Genomic DNA, 21,256 nt, shown 5'->3' with positions numbered 1-21,256 from the left:
GCGGCGCCCTGCACGGCGCCGCCCGCTCTCATGGGGAAGATACGTTCAGCGGCCCCGCCTCAGGAGCCGGTCCATTGGGGGACCACCTTCGTGCGGGCGAGGAAATCGCGCACGCCGAGGCGGAAGTCGTTGCTGCCGTAGACCTCTTCGACCAGGGCATCCACGTTCGGCAGATTGTCGAACATCATCTTGCGCAGGGTCGCCTTGGTGGCGCGCGTCGTCAGCGGCGCATTTTCCGCCGCGCGGCGGCACAGGCTCTCGATTTCCCCCTCCATCGCGTCCGGCTCGACGAGCCGCAGCAGGAACCCGCTCTCGACCAGTTCCTGGGCGGAGATGATCTCGCCCAGCAGCACCATGCGCTTGGCCTTGGCGACGCCGATCGCCGCGCCGATGCGCGCGACGCTGAGGGCGGAGAGGCAATTGCCCAGCGTGCGGCCGATGGGCGAGCCGAAGCGGGCGCTCGGCGTCGCGATGCGGAAGTCGCAGGCGGATGCGATGTTGAGCCCGCCGCCCACCGCCCAGCCATCCACCACCGCGATGGTGGTGACCGGGATGGCATCGACGGCGCTCATGCATTCGTCGATGGTGTGCTCGTAAGTCTGCCCGTCGGCGCCGCTGGTGAATTTCGTGAAGCCGGAAATATCCGTTCCCGACACGAACGCCTTGCCGCCCGCGCCACGCAGCACCGCCACCCGGATCGAGGGGTCGTCGGCGATCGCCCGCGCCGCATCGCGCAGATCCAGCCACATCTGGCTGGTCAGGGCGTTATGCGCCTGGGGGTTGTGAAACTCGATGCGCGCGACGTCGCCGGCCTTCTCAAACTTGATGCACGGGCTGCTCATCGCGCTCACTCCTGGTGTCCTTCGGGCCAAGCAGCCCCTTGCTGATGAGTTCCTGCCGGATTTCCTCGCCGTGCTCACCGAGCAGCGGCGGAGGCAAGCGCACTTCCTGGGGCGTTGCGCTGAGCTTCACCGGAAAGCCGAGCGCGCGGAATTCGCCTTCCACCGGGTGCGGCACCATCTGCACCATCTCGCGGGCGACGGCCTGCTCGCTCTCCACCGCCTCGCCATAATCGAGAATGTCAGCCGCGGGCACGCCGGCGGCCAGCATGGCGTCGATCCATTGCGCGCGGGTGCGGGTGAGGAAAGTGGGCGCCAGCGCCTCGATCAGGGCGATGCGGTTCGTGACACGCGCCGCATTGGTCGAGAAGCGCTCGTCCTGCTGCAATTCCTCGCGCCCGAGCACCTTGAGGAAGGTCAGCCACAGGCCCTGGTTGGCGGCGCCGATGACGAACCAGCCGTCGGAGGCCTGCACCGCCTGGTAGGGCGCGGACATGCGGTTGGCCGAGCCGATCGGGGAGGGCGACTTGCCGGTGCCCCAAAGCTCGGTGGTTTCCCAGATCGACAGCGCCAGGGCGGCCTCGAACAGGGAGGCGTCGATATATTGCCCCTCCCCCGAGGTCTGCCGCCCGATCACCGCGCTGAGAATGGCATAGGCGGAGAACAGGCCGGCGCCGAGATCGGCCACCGCGATCGAGTTCTTCGCCGGCTCCATGCCGGGAAAGCCGTTCGAGCTCAACACGCCGGTGACCGCCTGCGCGATCAGGTCGAAGCCCGGACGCTGCGACCAGGGCCCGGTCTGGCCGAAGCCGGAAATGCTCGCATAGACCAGCCGCGGATTGAGCGGCCGCAGGGTCGCGTAATCCATGCCGAGGCGCGCCGCGACGCCGGGGCGACCGTTCTCCACCAGCACGTCGGCGGTCTTCACCAGGGCGTACAGCACTTCCCGGTCGGCTGGCGACTTCAGGTCCAGCGTGATGCTGCGCTTGTTGCGGTTGAGCGCGAGAAAGCCCGGGCTGTCCGTGCCCTTCAGGCGAAAGCCCATGGAGTGGCGCGTGGAATCGCCGGTGCCCGGCGGTTCGATCTTGATCACGTCCGCGCCCATGTCCCCCAGCAGCATGCAGCAGAAGGGACCCGCCATGACCTGCGTAATGTCGAGCACACGTATGCCTGCAAGAGGCAGTGCCATCGTAAATCCTCCCATTGGTGTCTTGTTCTTCGTTGCGCGGCCGGGGGCTGATGTCCCCAGGGCTGGAACCGTCGGTCTGCGTCAGGCCCGGAGCGGCACGGGCGATGCGCCTGACGCCGGCGGCGATCGCCCCTGCACCCCGTCTTCGCCGTAAAGGTAGTTTTCTATATCATATAGGATTTTAAGGGTCAGTACTTTTCCTGTCAAACCCGATTGGAAAATCGCCGGCGCGGCGGATCACACGGTGCGTCGCCGGCGGGTGCGGGGCGCGCGCGGCGCGCGGCCCTCCCCGCCCGGCGCGTCGGTGGGCGCGGCTCCATGTTCCTGCTCCGCGAAGGCCTGATCCATGCGCTGGCGCGAGGCATGCAGGTGCGCCCGCATGGCCGCCTCCGCTGCCACCGGATCGCGGGCGAGCAGCGCGTCGATGATGGTCTCGTGCTCCTTCACCGCCTCGGACGGCGCATTGGTCTTGAACAGGAAGCGGAAGATGTGAAGGTGCACGTGGAGCCCCTCGATGGTCTCCGCGATGAACCGGTTGCCGCTGGCGGTGGCCACGAGATGGTGAAGCTTCGCGTCGCCCTCGGCGAACTGCGCATAGGCCAGTTCATCGCCGGTCTGCGCCAGCGACATCTCGCCGGAGAGCTTCGCCAGCGTGCGCAACGCGGTCGCGTCGCTCCGCTCGGCCGCAAAGGCCGCCGCCTGCGGTTCGATCAGAAGCCGCAATTCGAACAGATCGGCGATTTCCTCGCGGGTCAGCAGGCTCGCCGCGCGGAACCCCACGTTCGGGATCTTGTGCGCAAGCTTCTGCGCTTCCAGAAGCGTCAGCGCTTCGCGGATCGGGGTTTGCGAGATCTGCAACTTCCGCGCGAGCGCCTCGATGCCGATATGGGCGCCGGGCGCGATCTTCATCGTCACCAGCATCGACAGCAATTGCTCGTAGGCCAGTTCCACCAGCGACTGCGGATAAGCCGGGCGCGCGTCCTCCAGCGCGACGAGGCGCGCGAAGGACGGCAATTCCTGATTGTTGGTGGCCATTGAGAATCAAACCCAGAAACGCGTGATGCTATAAAATATATGATCTTACTGCCCGAACCAAGCCGCCCGCCGGGAGCCCTGCGCCCTCATGCATGGCCGATGGTCCGCGCCCGTTCGGGATCTTCCCCGGCAAGGCCCAGCATGTGCGCCCAGATCGCCGGCGCGACCGCAATATCCTGCCCCATGCGCGCATTGCGTGCCTCGATCGCCCGGTCGCCGGGAATGCGCACCGGATGGTCGGCATCCAACGGCATGCTGGTGCGCAGATCGTCGAGAAACCGGGAGACGAGGCCCGCCATATGCGCCGCCGGCTCCATGACGATGAACACGTCGCCCTTGGTGCAGGGATGCGTGGAATCCAGCGTGCCCCGCACCTCCGGCCCCAGCGCGCAGGCCGCAAGGCTTGCCACCAGCAGTTCGAAGGCGAGGCCCAGCCCATAGCCTTTCGCGCCCCCGAACGGAGCAATGGCGCCGGCCTTCGCTGCGGTGGCGTCGGTGGTGGGATCGCCTTGTGCATCGAGCGCCCAGCCGAGCGGGATCGGCTCGCCGCGCGCCGCGTGATCGTGGATCTTGCCCATGGCGACGATGCTGGTCGCCATGTCGAATACGAACGGGTTCGGCTGGGCGGGAACGCCGATGGCGATGGGATTGGTGCCCAGCATCGCCTTGCGCCCGCCCCAGGGGTGGACCAGCGCCTCGCTGATGGTCAGCGCAAGCAGCACCTGGCCCTTGCGCGCGATCTTCTCGGCATACCAGGCCAGCATGCCCAGATGATCGCATCTGCGAATCGCCGCCAGGGCGACGCCGGTCTCCTTGGCCCGCGCCGAGATGGTATCGAGCGCATTCAGCGCGACCACCGGGCCGAGCCCTTGCATGCCGTCCACTTCCAGCAGCGCCGCGCCGCGCCAGCGGCCCTCCCCCGTGGCGTGCGGATCGACCACTTTATTGGCGATGCGCTCGACGATCCGCGACAGACGCAGGAGGCCGTGCGAGGGGTAGCCGCGCAATTCCGCCTCCACCAGCAGGCTGAGCTGCTGCTCGGCATGATCCGCCGGCACACCCGCGCGCCCGAGCGCCGCCCGTCCGATACGCTCGATCTCGCCTAGGGACGGCATATGACCTCCCGATCCATGCGCTTCATCGCCACCGCGCCCGCTTCGCCGGATGCCGCGTCTGCACACGGGCATCCGGCGCGGAAGGTGCTACCAGTTCACCGCGACATATTTGGCTTCGGTGAATTCCAGCAGGCCGTGATGAGCGCCCTCGCGGCCAAGCCCGCTCTGCTTGACGCCGCCGAACGGCGCCGCAGGATCGGAAACCAGCCCGCGATTGAGCGCCACCATGCCGTATTCGAGCCGCTCGGCCAGTTGCAGGCCCCGCTTCAGGTCGCCGGTATAGACATAGGCGGCGAGGCCATATTCGGTGTCATTGGCCATGCGCACGGCATCCTCGACGTCCTTGAACGGCACCACCGCCGCCACCGGGCCGAACACTTCCTCGCGCAGGATGGCGGCGTTCAGCGGCACGTCGGCCAACACCGAAGGCGGATAGAAGAAGCCCGGGCCAGCGCCGGCTTCGCAACCCAGGCGCACGCTGGCACCCTTGCCGAGCGCGTCGCCCACCAGCGTGTCGATCTTCTCGATCGCCGCCGGATTGATCATCGCGCCGCACTGGGTGGTGGTGTCGGTGCCCGCGCCGAGCTTCAGGGCCGCCATGCGCTCCACCAGCTTGTCGACGAACGCCGGATAAATGCCTTCCTGCACATAGAAGCGGTTGGCGGCCGTGCAGGCCTCGCCGGCATTGCGCATCTTGGCGATCATGGCGCCGTCGAGCGCGGCTTCCAGATCCGCATCGTCGAGCACCAGGAACGGGGCGTTGCCGCCGAGCTCCATGGACGAATTGATGACGTTGTAGGACGCCTCACGCAGCAGGATCCGGCCGACTTCGGTCGAGCCCGTGAACGAGAGCTTGCGCACGCGCGGATCGCGCAGGATGGCGCTGCACAGCGGGCCGGGCTCGGAGGTGTTGACGATATTGACCACACCGGCGGGCACGCCGGCGCGGCGCAGGATTTCGCCCACGGCCAGCGCGGTGAGCGGGGTTTCTTCCGCCGGCTTGAGGATGCAGGTGCAGCCCGCGGCCAGGGCCGGGGCGATCTTGCGCGTCGCCATGGCAGCCGGAAAATTCCACGGCGTGATCAGCAGCGACACGCCGATCGGCTGATATTGCACCAGGATGCGATTGCCGCCGGCCGGGGCGATGGAGATGTCGCCATTGATGCGCACCGCTTCTTCCGCGTACCAGCGGAAGAATTCCGCCGCATACATCACTTCCGAACGGGCATCGGGCAGCGCCTTGCCGTTTTCGAGCGAGATGATCTGAGCCAGCCAGTCGGCTTGCTCGATCATGGCCGTGAAGCAGCGTTGCAGGATCACCGCGCGGGCGCGCGGCGGGGTCGCCGCCCAGGCCGCCGCGGCGCCGGCCGCCGCATCGACCGCCGAGAGGCCATCGGCGACGGTGGCGTCGGCGACGCTCGCGAGCACGCCGCCGGTCGAGGGATTGAGCACTTCGATCTGGGCGCCTTCCGCGCCGGCGACCCAGGCGTCGCCGATCAGCAGGCCGGTGGGAATGGGAAAGCCGCCCTTGCCCTCAAAGCCGGGCACGACATAGCCCGGTTCGGATGCGATCGAGCTGAGGCTCGCGGTGCTGGATGACATGGCAATAAATCCTGCTGGGTGTCAGAGATGGAGCAGCGCGGCGCGCTCGCCGCTGAAGGCCGCTTCGGTGATGTGAAGCATTGCGGCAAGATCGAGCGGGCGCGGATTGTTCTTCACCAGCCGCTCCGCCTTGAGGGAGCCCGAGGCGACCTCGTGCTCATGGCCGCTTGCGAGCCCGAGCGCGGCGAGCGAGCGGGGAATGCCGATCCGCGCGAACAAGTCCGCGACCGCGTCGATGAAGGCCTGCGACAGCGCCTCGGTGCCCATTCCCGCTTCGCCGAGGCCGACCGTGCGGGCCAGTTCCGCGAACGCTTCGGGGCAGGCCGAGCGATTGTATTGCATCACGAACGGCAGCAGCGCGCCGACCCCATCACCATGGGCCGTGTGGGTGAGATTGCCGACCGGATATTGCAGGGCATGCGCCGCCGCCGTCCCGGCCGTGCCGAACGCGCATCCCGCCGCCAGCGACGCGAGCATGAGGCCCTCACGGGCCTCCATGTCGGCGCCGTTGGCATGGGCCCGCGCCAGATAGCGGAACACGTTCACCACCGCGAGCTTGGCGAAATGATCGGACAAGAGGTTCTTGCCGATGAACACATGCTTTTCGGTCAGCTGGGGCTCCGGCGGCCGGGCCATGCTGGTGAAAGCCTCCACCGCATGGGCCAGCGCATCCGCGCCGGAACAGGCTGTGAGCCCGGGCGGGCAGGTGAGCGTCAATTCCGGATCGCACACCGCCATCGCGGGAATGATGTAGGGGCTGGCGACGCCGATCTTGGAGCCGCGTGCCTTGTCGAGCACCACCGCGACCGGCGTCACCTCGGAGCCGGTGCCGGCGGTGGTCGGCAGGGCGATCAGCGGCACCACCGGGCCGGGAACCGCGAACTCGCCGTAATATTTGCTCACTTCTCCGCCGTGGGTGATGAGCACCGACACGATCTTGGCGAGATCCATGCAACTGCCGCCGCCGATGCCGATCACGAGGTCCGGGCCGAAATCGCCGACCTTCGCCATGCAATCGGCGATGGATTCGAGCGGCAGATCGGCGATCGTCTGGTCGTACACGCGGGTCTGGACGCCGGCGGCATGAAGATCCGCAATCAGGCTGGCAAACTCTTCCGTCTGCGCCAGGCGGGCGTCGGTGCACACCAGGGCGCGGCTGCCGCTGCGCGCGGCGGCGGTGCCCATGACGTGACGCTGACCGCGCCCGAAGAGGATGGTTTGGGGGAGACGCAAGGCTCCGAACATGGCGCAATTCTCTCTCAAGATTTGACAGCACCCGGCCGTCTCAAAGGGTGACAAATCGCCTGTATCCAGGCGGTGACATCAGTATTCGCGGCGCGCCCAGCCCCTATGCCACGCCGCGCTTGACCCCCGTGTTGAACACCGCGCCGAACACGCGGGTGATGAGCGGAAGCAGCAGAAAGAAGATTCCGATCGTCATCATCGTCGCGACCAGCGGAGTCTCGAAGAAGACGCGCAGCGTTCCCCCGGACGAAAGCATGGATTGCCGGAACGCATCCTCCGCCTTGTCGCCCAGCACCGTGGCCAGAACAAAGGGCGCGAGCGGATAGGACAATTTCTTGAAGACATATCCAACCACGCCGAACACGAGTGCCAGCCAGATGTCGAATGAATGGTTGGCCACGGTGTAGGCGCCGATGATGCAGATGATCGCGATCAACGGACCGACAACGGAGAACGGCGCGCGCAGGATGAAGGCGAACAGCGGCACGGTTGCCAACACCAGGACCACCGCGATCAGATTGCCCGCATACATGGAGGCGATCAGGCCCCAGACGAAATCCGGCTGAGTGGTGAACAGCATGGGTCCGGGGGACAGGCCCCAGATCATCAGGCCGCCCATCATCACAGCTGCGGTCGCGGAACCGGGAACGCCGAGCGCCAGCATGGGCAGCAGTGCGCACGAGCCGGCCGAATGATCGGCTGTTTCGGGCGAGATGATGCCCTCCGGCTCGCCCTTGCCGAAATTCCAGCCGCGCTTGGAAAACCGCCGCCCGAGCGCATAGCTCATGAACGAGGCCGCCGTGGGCCCGCCGGGCGTGATGCCCATCCAGCAGCCGATCAGCGCGCTGCGCAGGATCGTGACCCAATAGCGCGGCATTTCGGCCAGCGTGCGGAAGATTTCCCGCAGGCTGAGCTTCGCCTTCACGCCATCGAACTTGTAGCCCTCGTCGATGGTGACCAGCAGTTCGCCGATGCCGAACAGGCCGATCACCACGATCAGGAACGAGATGCCGCCGGTCAGTTCATTGATGCCAAAGGTCAGCCGCCCTTCGCCCGAGATGGTGTCCATGCCGACGGTGCCGGCGGCCAGGCCGAGCATGATCGACACGAGCGTCTTGAACGGCGACCCGCCGGCCATGCCGATGAAGCTGGCGAAGGCGAGGAAATAGACCGCGAAATATTCCGGCGAGCCGAACCTGAGCGCGAAATTCGCGACCCAGCCCGACATCAGGGTGATGACGAGGACGCCGATCAGCGCGCCGATGCCGGCCGAGGCGAACGCGAGCGTGAGCGCGCGCACCGCCTGCCCCTGCTTGGCCATGGGATGGCCGTCGAACGTGGTCGCGACCGAGGAGGGTTCGCCCGGAATATTGAACAGGATGGAGGTGGTGGAACCGCCGAACAACGCGCCCCAATACATGGAGGTCAGCAGGATGATCGCGGAAATGGGTTCCATGGTGAAGGTCAGCGGCATCAGCAGCGACACGCCATTGGGCGCGCCGAGCCCCGGCAGGACGCCGACCACCAGGCCGAGCAGCACGCCGAACACCATGATGAGGATATGCTGGGACGTCAGCGCGATCGCGAACCCGTCCATCAACTGGCCGAAATTGCCCATGGCTCGTTTCCTCTTTTCTTTATTCTTCAGTAAATGCCGAAGTATTCGAGGATCGGCCCTTTGAGCAACGGCACCATGAACAGCTTCTCAAAGACGATGAAATTGGCCACGACCACAATCGCGGCGGTCAGCAGGCTTGTGCTGATGCGGAACCCTGCCGCGAAGCGCATGGCATAGAAAATGTAAAGCGCCATGCCGATATACAGGCCGAGCCAGACGGAAATAAGCGCCATGGCGACGATCGGCAGGAAGAAGAGCGCGACCGTCCGCAAGCGGCGCGTGTCCATGAACGGCTCGTCGTCGTCGACGATCTCGCCGCCCGAGGCGCTTGCCACCACGGGCGCGGCGGAGCGCTTCAGCAGGGCCTGAACCATGGTCCCCAGGCTGCCGACCATGATCAGGCAACCGATGCCGAAGGGAAAATAACCGGGCTCGGGGCCGCTGGAATTCCAGGCGATTCCGTTTTCGAGCGAGCCGTAGCAGACGACCGCGCCGATGAGGGCGGTCGCTGCGGAGGTCGCGATTTCCATCGTTTTCCAGGAGATCTTCATGTCAGGCAACTCCACGAGGAGGGGGCGCAAAGCCGGTCGGACGAGGGCTTCGCGCCCCTGCTGTCGCTATTGTCCGGTGCCGACGAGCCAGCCGTTGGCCTTGTAGATCTCGGCGTAGTTCTTGATCTCCCGATCCAGGTAGTTTTTGAAATCCTGTCCTGTCAACATCTTGTCGATTTGCACGTTGCGCTCGACGTAGGACTTGAACTCAGGAGTCTGGGTCACCTTCTTCATGAGGTCGGTGTAATAGGCGAGCGCTTCAGGCGGCACCTTCGCACCCATCCACACGGTGCGCGGCTGGAGGAAGTCCTTCACGTCGATCCCGGCCTCGACGCAGGTGGGAATATCGGCCCAGCTCATCCCATCCGCGACCACGGTCTTGTCGGTCAGGCGCGCGCTGGTGAACACGCAGAGCGGCTTCTGGTTGCCGGCCTTCCACTGTTCCAGGCTCTCGCTCGGATTGTTGGTGTTGCCTTCGATATGGCCGCCGGCAACCTGGATCGCCGCTTCGCTGCCGCTCTTGTAGGGGATATAGGCGAGATCGGTGCCGGTGGCGCGCTCGATGAGCGTCACCACCGTTTCGTCCGCGTCCTTGGCCTTGGCGCCGGCCATCCGCACCTTACCCGGATTGGCCTTGGCCTTGGCGATGAACTCCTGGGCGGTGTTCAGCCCCGAGGCCTTGGGATTGGTCCACAGGATGAACACGTCGAACACCATCGAGGCGACCGGCGTGAGGTCGTTGAAATTATAGTTCACCTTCGTGCCGAGCGGCAGAACGTAGGCGTCCTGGGTTCCGAAATAGATCTTATAGGGGCTGTCGGGATTGTCCTTGGCGTAGTTGAACGCCTCCGAACCGCTGCCGCCGCCCTTGTTCAGCACGAGGATCGGCGTGGTGAGTAGGGAGTTCTTGGTGAGAGCGGCCTGAACCACGCGCGCGAAAATATCGGTACCGCCGCCCGGCCCAGCCGAAACGACGATTTCCACCGGGCGATCGGGCTTCCACTCGGCGCGCGCGGCACTCGGAGCGGAAACACTTGCCGTCAGGGCAAACGCCGCAGCCAAACCTAGATAAGACGCTGTCTTTTTCATGGTATTCCTCCCGTTTATATTTATCGGCGCAATCTTCGCAAACGCGCTCCGTTCGAAGGGCGTTCTGAAAGAGGCTGACGCCCCTTCGCTTTTCTCTGCATTCATCGCTGGCGGATGACGGGCTTCAGAGAGAAGATTGTTGAGAATTTACTTGGGTAAATCTTTGGTATTCCGAGCCACGACCGGAATTGTCGCGGATCCAAGCGCAGATGACCTCAAAATTTCCTTCTTGAGCGACCATCGGACCTGACCCGCCGGAGCCCGCACGATCACGAACTTCGCTGCCGCCAAAATCCGGGCGCGGCGGCGTCCGAATTTCGTAGATCCTATATTATCTATGATCATGCGCCTCAAAAGATCAAGCCCCTTTCGCCGCGCCACGCCAAAAGAGACGGGAGATCCCGCCGGCAGCCGCCCATGGCCGGGCCGAGAGGGTCGGAGCGCGCCGGCCCGCGGGTGCCGTCGCAAGCAGGCTGCGTGAGGGAGTAAGGCAGGCCCGTCCAGAAGCGGGCGGAAGCTGGCCGGACCCGGCGGGAATGGCCGCCCCTTCAGGAGGCCGCCGGACTTTCGGCGATCAAGCGCGCATCGCCGGCGTCGGTGCGCGAAAGATCGTGAATGCGCACGCCGGGGCAGACCTTGCGGGCCAGGTCGCACAGATGCCGGTGATGGGTGAGATAGATCACCTGCCCCACCTGCGCCATCTCGGAGAACAGGCGGAAGGCTTCCTCGGCGCGGAAGTCGTCGAAGGTCTCCATGATGTCGTCGGCAACGAACGGCACCGGGCTGCGCGCCCGGGCGAACTCGTGATAGCCGGCAACCCGCAGCGCGAGATAAAGCTGGAAGCGTGTGCCTTTCGAGAGGGTGTCGGCCGCTTTGGAGCCGCCGCCCGCCGCCTGCGCGATCAGCGTCTCGCCGTCCTTCGCCGGCTGGGTGGCAAGCCCGGCATAGGCCCCGCGGCTGATGGTGCGGAATGCATCCGAGGCCCGCGCCATCATCGAGCTGCGATGGCGCTCGCGATAGGCGCGCAGCGCCAGTTCGGTGGCGGTCGTGCCCGCGCGCAGGTGCAGGTATCGCATCGCCCCCTCCTCGATCTCCAGCAAGAGGGTGCGCCGCCGGCCCTCGATCTCGGCGACGATGGAATCACCGCCGATCGCCTCCACCTGATCCACGGCGGCACTGCGCTCCGCGAACAGCGCATGGCAGCGCCGGTCGTGGTCCTCGAAGCGCGCCTTCAGCTCCAGCAGTTCCGCCTCCAGGGCGGGGCGGTCGGCGGCATCGAGCACCCGCTCCGCCTGTTCCATGTCGTCGAGGCGCAGGGCGTCGCGCACATCGCGCGCAGCCTCCTGCGCCTGCTGGCGCAGCTCGGCGCGCCGCGCGATGTCGGACAGGGCGGCGGCCACTTCCGCAAGCGCGGCGACGCCGAACACACCGGTCATCTGCGCCTTGCGCTGCGCATGGATGGCCTCGGCCTCGGCGAGCGCACGCCGGCGCGCGTGCGCCTCCTCCAGCTGCGCGCGCAGCTTCCCCCGCCGATCCCGTTCGGCGGCGGCGGCCTGCACGGTGTCGACGACCCGCTGGGCGAGGTCGAGCACCGGCATCGTACCGGCATCGAGCGAGAGGGCTTCGGCGAGGGCACGCACCTCCGCGCGAAACTGCGCCTGATCCTTTTCCATCTTCGCGATCCGGTCGCGCAGGCCCGCCTGCTTCTCCAGCGCCGGCTCAAGCTCTGCCACGGCGGCGAGGATCTCGCGCACGGATCCGAGCGCCGGCATCTCCCCGCGCTCGCCCAGCCAGCATGTCTCGCAGGCGGCCCGCCAGGCGGCCGTCCAAGCCCGTTCCGCCTCCGCCGCCTGCGCGGCGACCCGCGCGCGCGCCGCCATTTCGCCGCGCCGATCGTCAAGGGCCTCTTGCAGCGCCCGCATGCCGGCGATGTGGTCCACGGCCTCCTGCGCCTGCGCCAGCAAGGTGTCGAATGCAGCATCGGGCGCGGGGGTCTGGCCCGCCGCTTCGAGCGCGGCGCGTAGGCGGTGTTCCGCATCGGCGAAATCGGCGCGCACCTCCGCAAGATCCCGCGCCGCGACGCGCAGGGCGGCATGCGCCTCGAGCGCCGCCGCGCGCCGCGCAAGCCATGGCTCCAGATCCGGCAAGGCGAGGGTTTCCGCCAGATCGGGCGCCATCGCGCGGACCACGTCGCAAACCGCACCGTCCTGCGCCTGCAATCGCGCGGCGGCCGCGTCCTTGAGCGCGACCGCGCGTTTCAGCTCGGCCTCGGTCACGGCGAGCGCCTGCCGGCTCTGATGCAGCTTCGCGAGGTCGGACATATGGCCGAGCCGGCTCGCGGCGAGGATATCCTCGCGCCGGAGCAGAGCCTCGAAGGCATCGGCCGAGGCCGGCGCGAGATCGCGCCGATGCACCGCCCAGGCCTGCTCGCGCGCACTGCGGATCGCAGCGGCCTCCTGGTCCGTCACCACGCCGGTGAGGTCGGTGACGGCGGCGCATGCGGCCTCCAGCCGAAGGATCTCCCCGGTCAGGCGTTCGATGTCGGCAAGATGGCGCGCCAGCGCCCGCTCGCTCTCGCTCCGCTGCGCTTTCCAAGCCTGGATCGTCTCGGTGGAGGGGCAGCGCATGGCGAGGAGATGGTCCGGCTCGCCCTGCCAGGGCGCGAGCGCCCGCATGCGTTCGGCAAGGCTCGCCTGCGCCATCCCACACGCACGTTCGGCCGGCCGCAGCCGCGCACGGGGATCGCCCGCGCGCACGGCGGTGAGGGTGGCCGCCAGGCCGTGGATCGCCCGCTCTTGCCCGGCGGACGACGCGGCCTGCGCGGCGCGGCCCGGATCGGCCCCGGCCGCCTGGACTTTCGCTTCCGCGTCCGCGAGGCGGCGCTGCGCCTCGGCCAGCTCGTCGGCGGCCCCCCGGATCGCGGCATCTATGCCCGAGCGTGCCTCGATCAGTTCGCGCAGCCGGCCGACGGTCGCGGCCTTGAGACTCAGCCGGTGCGGGTCCCCCTCCCCGTCCCGATCCATCCGGGCGAGGAGGTGGGCGATGGTCGTATCGGCCTCGCGCATCTGCATGCGCCGTTCGGGAATATCCTTCTCCGCCGTCACATGGCGCGCGCGCAGATCCGCCAGCCGTGCCACCCGGTCCGCCAGCTCCAGGGCGCCCGTGTCGACCACGATCCCGTCCGCCTCAGTCGTAAGCCGGTCGATCGCCGCGGCGGCGCCCTGGACCTGGACCGCAAGTTCGATCTCTTCCCTTTGCAGCTCCGGCAGCTCATCGCTCCAGGCGCTTGGCGCATCGGGCAAGCCGGCGAGCGGCGCGAGGCGGGCGCGACACTCGCGCCAGGCGGCAAGCCGAGGCAGGGCCGCAAGCTGACGCTGGATTTCCTCCATCCGCCCTTGAAGGCGCGTGCGCTGCGCGATCGCGGCCTCATATTGCGCGGCCGCGCGGTCGCGGACCTCCGTGAGCCGCGCATGCTCCGAGGCCAAGGTGTCGGTTTGCTCGCGTTCGAGCTTCAACTGCGCGAGGCGCGCCTTCAGATCGGAGAGGTCGCCGCTGCGCGCATGGTATTTATAGAAGCGATGCGCCTCGCCCTTGAGGTCGAGCAGCCTGCGGCTCAGATCGGCGAGGCCCGCGCTGGCCGAGAACAGCAGCTCGCCCAGATCGCCCTTGCTGGCGAGAATGCTTTCGCCGCCCTTTTCCAGCGTCTCGTCATCGAGCGAGAACATGGTGCGATAGGCATCGCGGTCGATGCCGCCCAGTTCGCCCCGAATGAGGCTCTCGGCGATCGGCCGGTCGTCGGCATCGAGCAGGCTGTTCTGCGGCCGCTTGATGCGCGTGAATGCCCGCGTCGCGCCGCCAATCTCCAGCAGCCCACCGATCCGCATGGTGGGATAGGAATGAAGGAAGTTGAACGGGCTCTGCACGCCGATCCCGAACAGGAGATCGAGAAAGGCCGCGAGCGTGGTCGATTTTCCCGCCTCGTTCGGACCATAGATGATGTGCAGGTCGCCCTGCCCTTCGCGACGTGCGCCGAAATCAATGCTGCGGTCGGTGAAAGCGCCGTAGCGCGTCAGGTCAAGGCGCTGGAGGCGCATGGCTAGGTGTCCCCGCCCGCCGCCTGAAGCCGCGCGAGCACGTCCTCCGCGCCCTCGTGCGCCAGGCGGGCGAGCACGGTCTTGAAGGAGGCCTCGTCCGAACCGAACACATCGCGGCATTCCGCGGGCAGCTGCGCGCGCACTTCCTCCGCGATCGCGACGAGGTTGGCCTGGAACGCGTCGGAGCCAAGGATCTCGTCCTCGATCAGGCGGTGCAGGTCGCGCAGCGGATCGGCGGTGGAAGCCGCCCCCAGCGCCGGCGGCGTGCAGGCGACTTCCAGCTTTTCGACCCAACAGGCGCCGATGAGGGCGGCGCGGGCATCCGCCTCGGTCTTCAGCAGGTCGAGATCGCGCCGCATGCGCCAGGCGAGGGGCGTCGCCCCGCTCACCCGCACGCGGGCGACGAGATGCTCCGCGTCAACCTCCGACCGCTCCTGCTCCAGCGCCCGCGTCACCGCAGCGACCAGATCGCGCCAGTCCTCGATCCCCGTCGCGTCCACCGCGACGCGGGCGAATTGCGCGATGCTGGTGGGGCGCGCCTCGACACGGATCGACATATCGTCGGCGATGGTCACCAGCGTGACCGATTTTGCCCCCGCCTCATTGATGTCGCGCCCCTGCGGCATGCCCGGCATCACGATGGCGCAGGCGCCCTCGACCACCGCGCGCTTGTGCACATGGCCGAGCGCCCAATAGCGAAAGCCGCTGGCCTGGAGATCGGCGAGGCTGCAGGGCGCATAAGGATCGTGCCCGGGTGCGCCGGCAAGGCTGGTATGGAGGATGCCGATATTGACCGCCCCCTCCACCGGCGGCCGGTATTTGGAGAGCAGGCTTTCAGGCGCATGCGGCTGAGAAAAGCTGAGGCCGTGGATCACCACCGGGAGTCCGGCGGGTGCGCGCCTCGGCGCCACAGCCTCCGCGCGGCCGGTGAAGGTCTTCACCGTATCCGGAAACACCAGCTCCTTGGTGATCTTGGACAGCGCATCGTGATTGCCGCGCACGATGAACACCTCGATGCCCGCCGCGATCAGCCGCTGGATCTCCCCGCCGAGGAACCGGGCGGTCTTCATGGAGGTCTGATCGCCGTCATAGAGATCGCCGGCGAGCACCAGGGCGTCCACCTGCTCTTCAAGGCAGAGGTCGATGATGCGGGTGAAGGCGCGGCGCGTCGCGGTGCCAATCAGCGCCGCGAGATCGGGATCGCGCAGGGCGAGCGAACGCAGCGGCGAATCGAGATGGATGTCCGCGGCATGGATGAAACGATACGGCAACGCACTTCTTCCCGCCGAGCCCAGATCAGAGCGCCGATTTGGCCCGTGGCCCGGAGTCTCCAGCGGACCGCGCACGATCACAAGGGCTAAATCGAGACCGCCCGCGATGTCCTCAGGCGTTTGAGACAATGCGGGGCATGTGCGGACAGGCGCGGCAAAGGTTGGGAAAGCAGGAGGCGCGCTCGCGCACGCTCAAGCGAGAGATGGTGCGGGCGGTCGGAATCGAACCGACACTCCTCTCGGAACCGGATTTTGAGAGATCGGATATGCCCTATCCTTTGTGTATCCGGCAGTATCCGTTTTCTCGATAACCGATTGTCAGCACTAGCTTTTTTCGGTTTTCAGAGCACACATACCTAGCCGGGGATACGCCACGGTTGGCTTTCTAGGTGCACCTATATTGCACCTGAAATCCGACCTCAAAGGAGGTTAGGAATGCCCAAAATCAAACTCACGAAGACCGCTGTCGATGCCGCGACCCCGCAGGAGCGCGATTACGAACTCCGGGATACGATCATACCCGGCTTTCTTGTCAAGGTCACCCCGACCGGGCGCAAGATTTTCATGGTGGCCTACGTCGCCCACAATGGGCAGCGCCGAAAGCCCGCGATCGGTCGCTACGGCGAGATCACTGTCGAGCAGGCGCGCAACATCGCCCAGGACTGGCTCGCGGAGGTGCGCCGAGGTGTTGATCCGAGCGCGGAGCGTGCGGCGGCCCGACAGGCGCTCACAGTGAAGGAGCTGTTCGATCGCTTCATCACCGACTACTCCGAAAGCCGCAACAAGCCCACGACGGTCGAGTCCAACCGAGGTTATGGCAAGCGCTACATCATCCCGATTCTGGGCCAACTCAAGGTGCCCGACGTCACACGTGCGGACATCGCTCATCTCATGAAGAAGATGGGCAAGAGCCCGACGAACGCCAATCGGGTCCTGGCGGCTGTCCGTAAGATGTTCAACATGGCGGAGGTCTGGGGGCTGCGCCCCGATGGCTCCAATCCTTGCCGACACGTCCCGAAATACCCTGAACGCGGCAAGACCCGCCTGATCACTGACGTCGAACTGCGCAAGCTGTTCGAATATCTCGACCGCGCCGACGCCGAGGGATTGGAGCATCCTTTCATCCTTCTGGCCATCCGGCTTCAGTTCGAGTTCGCCGCGCGCATGTCGGAAATCCTTCAGCTCCAATGGGCGTGGATCGATTTCGACAACCGCCGTGTGGTCTGGCCCGACAGCAAGACGGGCGGCATGTCGAAGCCGATGAGCGCGGAGGCGTTTCGGCTCTTCAAGACAGCGCCGCGGCTGGAGAAGTCACCATTCGTGTGCCCGTCGGTCTTCGACCCGAACCTGCCAATGTCGAAGCACACATACTATCAGGGCTGGCGGCGCATCCTTCAGCGCGCCGGGCTGCCGCACATCGGCACCCACGGCATTCGCCATCGCTCCGCCACCGACATCGCCAACTCGGGTATCCCGGTGAAGGTCGGTATGGCGCTCACGGCGCACAAGACCGTCACCATGTTCATGAAGTACGTTCACACCGAGGATGATCCGGTAAGGGCGGCGGCCGAAACGGTTGCGCAGCGGCGTATGTCCATCGTTGGAGGTATCCAGCCTCCCGCGCGCGAGCCGGTGATGACGCCGGAGCCGCCATCTGTCGCTCCGGTTGTCGAACTCGCAGAACCTGCTGTTGGCCTCGATGGGAAGCCACTCGGCTTCGAAGATGGCGCCTATACCTCGCGCACCCGTCTCGGCAATTATCGACCCTATCGCCACCGCAGCGGCGAAAACCGCTCGGTTCCGCCTGGCTCGAAGCGCACCGAAGCGAAGGAGGCCGGCCATGTCCGATAGAGTAAAGCCGGATCGCCGCTGGCCGACGCCGGACATCCTCAAGCGCGCCAGGTTCGTCGACGAGGCTGGACCAATTCGTTTCGTCGATACTGAGGCGGCGGCGCGCTACCTCGCCCTCGAAGGACATACGTTGGAGTGCTACCGCTCGCGCGGAGGAGGCCCCGCTTATCATAAGTTCGGCAAATGGGTCCGCTACGCAGTCGATGATCTGGACGCTTGGGCTAAAAGCTGCCGTCGCACCACGACGGCATCGCCAGAACCGCCCCGGATCCTTCCCATTGACCGGATATAGGTTCTAACCTATATGGAATGGGAGGTCGAATTCCACCCCGCCTTCGAGGCTGAGGTTCTGACTTTTGAGCGTGATGTCCGCGTCGCGTTGATCGCCGCCGCCAGGCTGCTGTCCGATTACGGACCGCAGCTTGGCCGGCCTCACGCCGACACGCTCAAAGGGTCGAAGCACGCCAATATGAAGGAGCTGCGCTTCGAGGGCGGCGATGGCGAATGGCGTGCGGCCTTCGCTTTCGATCCCAAGCGCAAGGCCATCGTTCTTGTAGCGGGTGACAAATCGGGCGTCAGTCAGAAGCGCTTCTACAAAACGCTGATCGCAAAGGCGGATCTACGGTTTTCAGAGCATCTGGAAAGCCTGAAATCCGCAAAGAAGGGCAAATGAGATGGGTCGGAGCCTGAATGACATCATTGCCGCGCTCCCTGCCGAAGAGCAGGCAGCGATCGACGCCCGCTATCAGGATTTGAAGCACGAAGTCGAGGGCCTTCGCGAGTTGCGGCAGATTGCGGGTAAGGCCCAGGCTGAGATCGCATCAGCGCTCAACATCAAGCAGCCCTCGGTTTCTCAGATCGAGCGGCAAACCGATATGTATCTCTCCACTCTCCGCAGCTATGTGGAAGCTGTGGGGGGCGAGCTCGAATTGACGGTCAAGCTGCCTCAGCGGCCCGCATTGCGGATTCACCAGCTCGGCGATGCCGGCGCTCCTCCACAGATAACGACCCGCCGTCCTGGCACGCGCGCGAAGATGGGCGGTCGGCGTGGGCGCTAATTATCCGACGAGAATTATCCTGGCGTTTCGAAGCGGCGGCGTCTGCGCCTTTCCGAAATGCGGCAAACATCTCACCTACGACGCCCAGGTGGGAGACGACACCTATATAGGCGAGGCGGCACATATTCGGGGTGAGAAACCGACCGCCGCCCGCTACGACGCCGCCATGACCGATGCGGAGCGCGATAACGTCCGCAATCTTATCTATCTCTGCACCGACCACCATACGATCATCGACAAGGTCGAAGCTGATTGGCCTACCGCGACGTTGCAGCAACTGAAGGACAGCCACGAAAAGCAGGTTCGCCAGGCGATGGAGGCGGCTTTCGCGGACGTCGCCTTTCCCGAATTGCAGAACGCTGTGTCGTGGGTCGCCAGCCAGGCCCCTGCGGGCAATGGATCGTTCGATCTCACCGCGCCTGACGAGAAGATCAAGAAGAACGCGCTGTCGAACGGATCTCGGCATATCATCGCTGCCGGTCTCACCTCGCGAGCTACCGTTGGCGACTATGTCGAGGCCGAAGCACAGCTCGATCCGGACTTTCCCGAGCGCCTGAAAGCCGGCTTCCTTGAAGAATATTACGCGCGTCGGAAGGAGGGCCATAAGGGCGACGAGCTGTTCGAGCTGATGTGCGCCTTCGCCCAACGTGGGTTGCGTCGGCAGGCGGACAAGACCGCGGGCATCGCGGTGCTGATCTATCTTTTCGAAATCTGCGACGTGTTTGAGAAATGATTCTTCCGACCAAACATATCCCGCAGAACGAGGCGCTGATCGGTGTCGGCGCGACGCTGCTTGCCCATCTCAGCATGCCCATGACCGTTTCGGGTCTTTGGGAACGTCTGCGCACGGAGCCGAACGTCGGAACTTTCGAGCGGTTCGTGCTGGCCTCCAACCTCCTCTATCTCATCGGCGCCATCGATATTCGAGACGGCCTCATCGTCAGGACCGCCTCATGATCCGAGCTGTCCGCGCCAATCAGAAAGGCTTCCACACCGCGCTCCTTCAGCCTGGGGTCAATCTCATCTTGGCCGACCGATCCACCTCGGCCGGTGACAAGGACACGACGAACGCGCTTGGCAAATCGACGCTCATCGAAATCATCGATTTCTGCCTCGCAAGCAATACCTCACCCGGAAAGGGCCTCCGCATCGAGGCTTTGCAGGGTTGGGCATTCACGTTGGAGCTCTCCCTGTCCGGCCACGACGTCGCGGTAACGCGAGCCACCGACACGCCCGGTTTCTTTGCTATCGAAGGCGCCACCGATGACTGGCCTGTTCGGCCGGCGCCAAACAAGGAAGGCGTGCCCGGTCTCGACGCGAAGAAATGGCGAGCGGTTCTCGCCTGGTCTCTCTTCGGCATCAGCGAGCTGTCTGCCGAGTTGGGTTACAAGCCCTCGGCGCGGTCACTGCTTTCCTATTTTGTCCGTAACCAGACAGCCGCCTACAACATCCCCTTCAAGCATTTCGATAATCAGAAGATTTGGGACATTCAGGTCCATAATGCGTTCCTTCTCGGATTGAACTGGGAGAAGGCCGCGACCTGGCAGCAGCTCAAGGACCAAAAGAACGCGCTCGACGCGCTCAAACAGGCGATCAAGACCGGAGCGGTCGACGGCGAACTGGCGTCCCTCGGTGAACTCGAAGCCGAACGTCTTCGCCTGTCGACACAGCTCGAACGCGAGCGCGACGCTCTTTCAAGCTTCCGCGTGCTCCCGCAGTATCGCGAGATCGAAGGCCAAGCGAACTTCCTGACCGGCGAAATCCACGGCTTGGTCAACGCCAATATCGTGGATAAGCGCCGGCTCGACCGCTACCGTGACTCGCTGGTCAGCGAAGACGCACCGACCGAAGACCGGCTGGAAGCTCTCTATGGTGAGGCGGGCGTCGCCCTACCAGGCGCCGTCAAGAAGACGCTGGAGGATGCGCGGGCGTTCAATGCGCAGATCATCGCCAACCGCCGCGAGTTTATCGCCAGCGAGATTGCCGCGCTGGAGGCTGCTGTGAGCGAGCGCGAGGCGAACATCGCGACCCTCACGGATCGCCGCGCCGGCTACCTTAGCGCGCTTGCCGGACAGGGCGCGCTCGAGGAACTGACGCAGCTACAGGAACTGCATGCCGCCACCCGGCTAAAGGTCGATGAACTGACCAACAGGATCACCCAGCTTCGCCAGATGACCACAAAAGCGGACACGATCAAGGTCGAGACCGTGGAGCTGAAGCGCGCGACAACACTCGATTATGAAGAACGGCGTGCGCTCTGGTCACAGGCGCTCAGCCTCTTCTCGGAATTCTCAGAAAGCCTCTACAAGTCGCCCGGCCGCCTGGTCATTGATATCGATGACACCGGCTACAAATTCGACGTCGAGATTGCCGGTAGCCCGAGCGAGGGCATCAGCAAGATGAAAATCTTCTGCTATGATCTCATGCTGATCTCATTCGCGCGGCAGCGCGGTCTCGGGATCGACTTCCTGATTCACGACAGCACGATCTTTGACGGCGTCGATCCCCGTCAGCGGGCTCATGCACTCGAACTTGCGGCGGCGATGGCCGCAAAATACGACTTCCAGTATATCTGCACCCTCAATACCGACATGGTCCCGGTCAGCGACTTTTCGCCGGGCTTCGACTATGAGGCGCTCGTTCGGCTGCGTCTGACGGATACCGACCCAAGCGGCAGTCTGCTCGGCTTCCGGTACTGA

Annotated in this window: 18 protein-coding genes; 7 read left to right on the top strand and 11 right to left on the bottom strand. The window is 65.5% G+C overall.

The genetic code is table 11. The annotated features are described in order from the left end of the window. Positions 1-59: 59 nt before the first annotated feature. The 11 genes from V5F78_RS23095 to V5F78_RS23045 form a co-directional block, all read right to left on the bottom strand. Positions 60-842: an enoyl-CoA hydratase gene (locus V5F78_RS23095; RefSeq protein ID WP_394069781.1), complete on the bottom strand. Its 783-nt coding sequence runs from the start codon at positions 840-842 to the stop codon at positions 60-62. Further along, the gene (locus tag V5F78_RS23090) at positions 817-2,028 is read right to left on the bottom strand and encodes a CaiB/BaiF CoA transferase family protein (RefSeq protein ID WP_394069783.1); all 1,212 of its coding nucleotides are present in this window, start codon (positions 2,026-2,028) and stop codon (positions 817-819) included. The genes V5F78_RS23095 and V5F78_RS23090 overlap by 26 nt, the downstream gene beginning before the upstream one ends. A gap of 237 nt (positions 2,029-2,265) precedes the next feature. Then, positions 2,266-3,063 (bottom strand): GntR family transcriptional regulator, encoded by a 798-nt coding sequence (locus V5F78_RS23085; protein ID WP_394069784.1) that lies wholly within the window; start codon positions 3,061-3,063, stop codon positions 2,266-2,268. Between the two features lie 86 nt (positions 3,064-3,149). After that, positions 3,150-4,178 carry an Ldh family oxidoreductase gene (locus V5F78_RS23080; protein WP_394069786.1) on the bottom strand — a complete coding sequence of 343 codons (1,029 nt, stop codon included), beginning with the start codon at positions 4,176-4,178 and terminating at the stop codon, positions 3,150-3,152. A gap of 87 nt (positions 4,179-4,265) precedes the next feature. Continuing rightward, positions 4,266-5,780, bottom strand: a complete 1,515-nt coding sequence (locus V5F78_RS23075; protein WP_394069788.1) for an NAD-dependent succinate-semialdehyde dehydrogenase — start codon at positions 5,778-5,780, stop codon at positions 4,266-4,268. Positions 5,781-5,801: 21 nt separating this feature from the next. Further along, on the bottom strand, positions 5,802-7,025 hold the full coding sequence (locus tag V5F78_RS23070; protein ID WP_394069790.1) for an iron-containing alcohol dehydrogenase: 1,224 nt from the start codon (positions 7,023-7,025) through the stop codon (positions 5,802-5,804). A gap of 103 nt (positions 7,026-7,128) precedes the next feature. Next, positions 7,129-8,643, bottom strand: coding sequence for a tripartite tricarboxylate transporter permease (locus V5F78_RS23065; RefSeq protein WP_394069792.1), 1,515 nt, complete (start codon positions 8,641-8,643; stop codon positions 7,129-7,131). A gap of 26 nt (positions 8,644-8,669) precedes the next feature. After that, a complete protein-coding gene (locus V5F78_RS23060) occupies positions 8,670-9,194 on the bottom strand; it encodes a tripartite tricarboxylate transporter TctB family protein (RefSeq protein WP_394069793.1) in 525 nt (174 codons plus the stop codon). A gap of 66 nt (positions 9,195-9,260) precedes the next feature. Next, on the bottom strand, positions 9,261-10,283 hold the full coding sequence (locus V5F78_RS23055) for a Bug family tripartite tricarboxylate transporter substrate binding protein (protein WP_394069794.1): 1,023 nt from the start codon (positions 10,281-10,283) through the stop codon (positions 9,261-9,263). 548 nt (positions 10,284-10,831) lie between these two features. Beyond that, positions 10,832-14,377, bottom strand: coding sequence for an AAA family ATPase (locus V5F78_RS23050; RefSeq protein ID WP_394069796.1), 3,546 nt, complete (start codon positions 14,375-14,377; stop codon positions 10,832-10,834). A 2-nt stretch (positions 14,378-14,379) separates the two neighbouring features. Then, positions 14,380-15,648, bottom strand: coding sequence for a metallophosphoesterase family protein (locus V5F78_RS23045; protein WP_394069798.1), 1,269 nt, complete (start codon positions 15,646-15,648; stop codon positions 14,380-14,382). 435 nt (positions 15,649-16,083) lie between these two features. On the opposite strand from V5F78_RS23045, the gene V5F78_RS23040 reads away from it, so the two are divergent. From V5F78_RS23040 to V5F78_RS23010, 7 genes are read left to right on the top strand one after another with little or no spacing between them, the layout of a single operon-like run. Further along, entirely contained in the window at positions 16,084-17,499 is a 1,416-nt protein-coding gene (locus V5F78_RS23040; protein WP_064331695.1) for a tyrosine-type recombinase/integrase, read from the top strand. Continuing rightward, positions 17,489-17,791: a helix-turn-helix domain-containing protein gene (locus tag V5F78_RS23035; RefSeq protein ID WP_084438150.1), complete on the top strand. Its 303-nt coding sequence runs from the start codon at positions 17,489-17,491 to the stop codon at positions 17,789-17,791. The genes V5F78_RS23040 and V5F78_RS23035 overlap by 11 nt, the downstream gene beginning before the upstream one ends. Before the next feature lie 12 nt (positions 17,792-17,803). Then, on the top strand, positions 17,804-18,172 hold the full coding sequence (locus V5F78_RS23030; protein WP_064331694.1) for a type II toxin-antitoxin system RelE/ParE family toxin: 369 nt from the start codon (positions 17,804-17,806) through the stop codon (positions 18,170-18,172). A gap of 1 nt (position 18,173) precedes the next feature. Continuing rightward, positions 18,174-18,557: an XRE family transcriptional regulator gene (locus V5F78_RS23025; RefSeq protein ID WP_145925959.1), complete on the top strand. Its 384-nt coding sequence runs from the start codon at positions 18,174-18,176 to the stop codon at positions 18,555-18,557. After that, positions 18,547-19,290 carry an HNH endonuclease gene (locus V5F78_RS23020; protein ID WP_064331693.1) on the top strand — a complete coding sequence of 248 codons (744 nt, stop codon included), beginning with the start codon at positions 18,547-18,549 and terminating at the stop codon, positions 19,288-19,290. Before V5F78_RS23025 ends, V5F78_RS23020 begins: the two co-directional genes overlap by 11 nt. After that, positions 19,287-19,514 carry an ABC-three component system middle component 6 gene (locus tag V5F78_RS23015; protein WP_003497278.1) on the top strand — a complete coding sequence of 76 codons (228 nt, stop codon included), beginning with the start codon at positions 19,287-19,289 and terminating at the stop codon, positions 19,512-19,514. The genes V5F78_RS23020 and V5F78_RS23015 overlap by 4 nt, the downstream gene beginning before the upstream one ends. Further along, entirely contained in the window at positions 19,511-21,256 is a 1,746-nt protein-coding gene (locus tag V5F78_RS23010; RefSeq protein WP_064331692.1) for a DUF2326 domain-containing protein, read from the top strand. The genes V5F78_RS23015 and V5F78_RS23010 overlap by 4 nt, the downstream gene beginning before the upstream one ends.

The organism is Roseixanthobacter glucoisosaccharinicivorans (assembly GCF_043195095.2).
Classification (GTDB): Bacteria; Pseudomonadota; Alphaproteobacteria; order Rhizobiales; family Xanthobacteraceae; genus NCEH01.
Note: the sequence above shows the minus strand (reverse complement) of the source record. Positions and strands in the feature narration are given on the sequence as shown.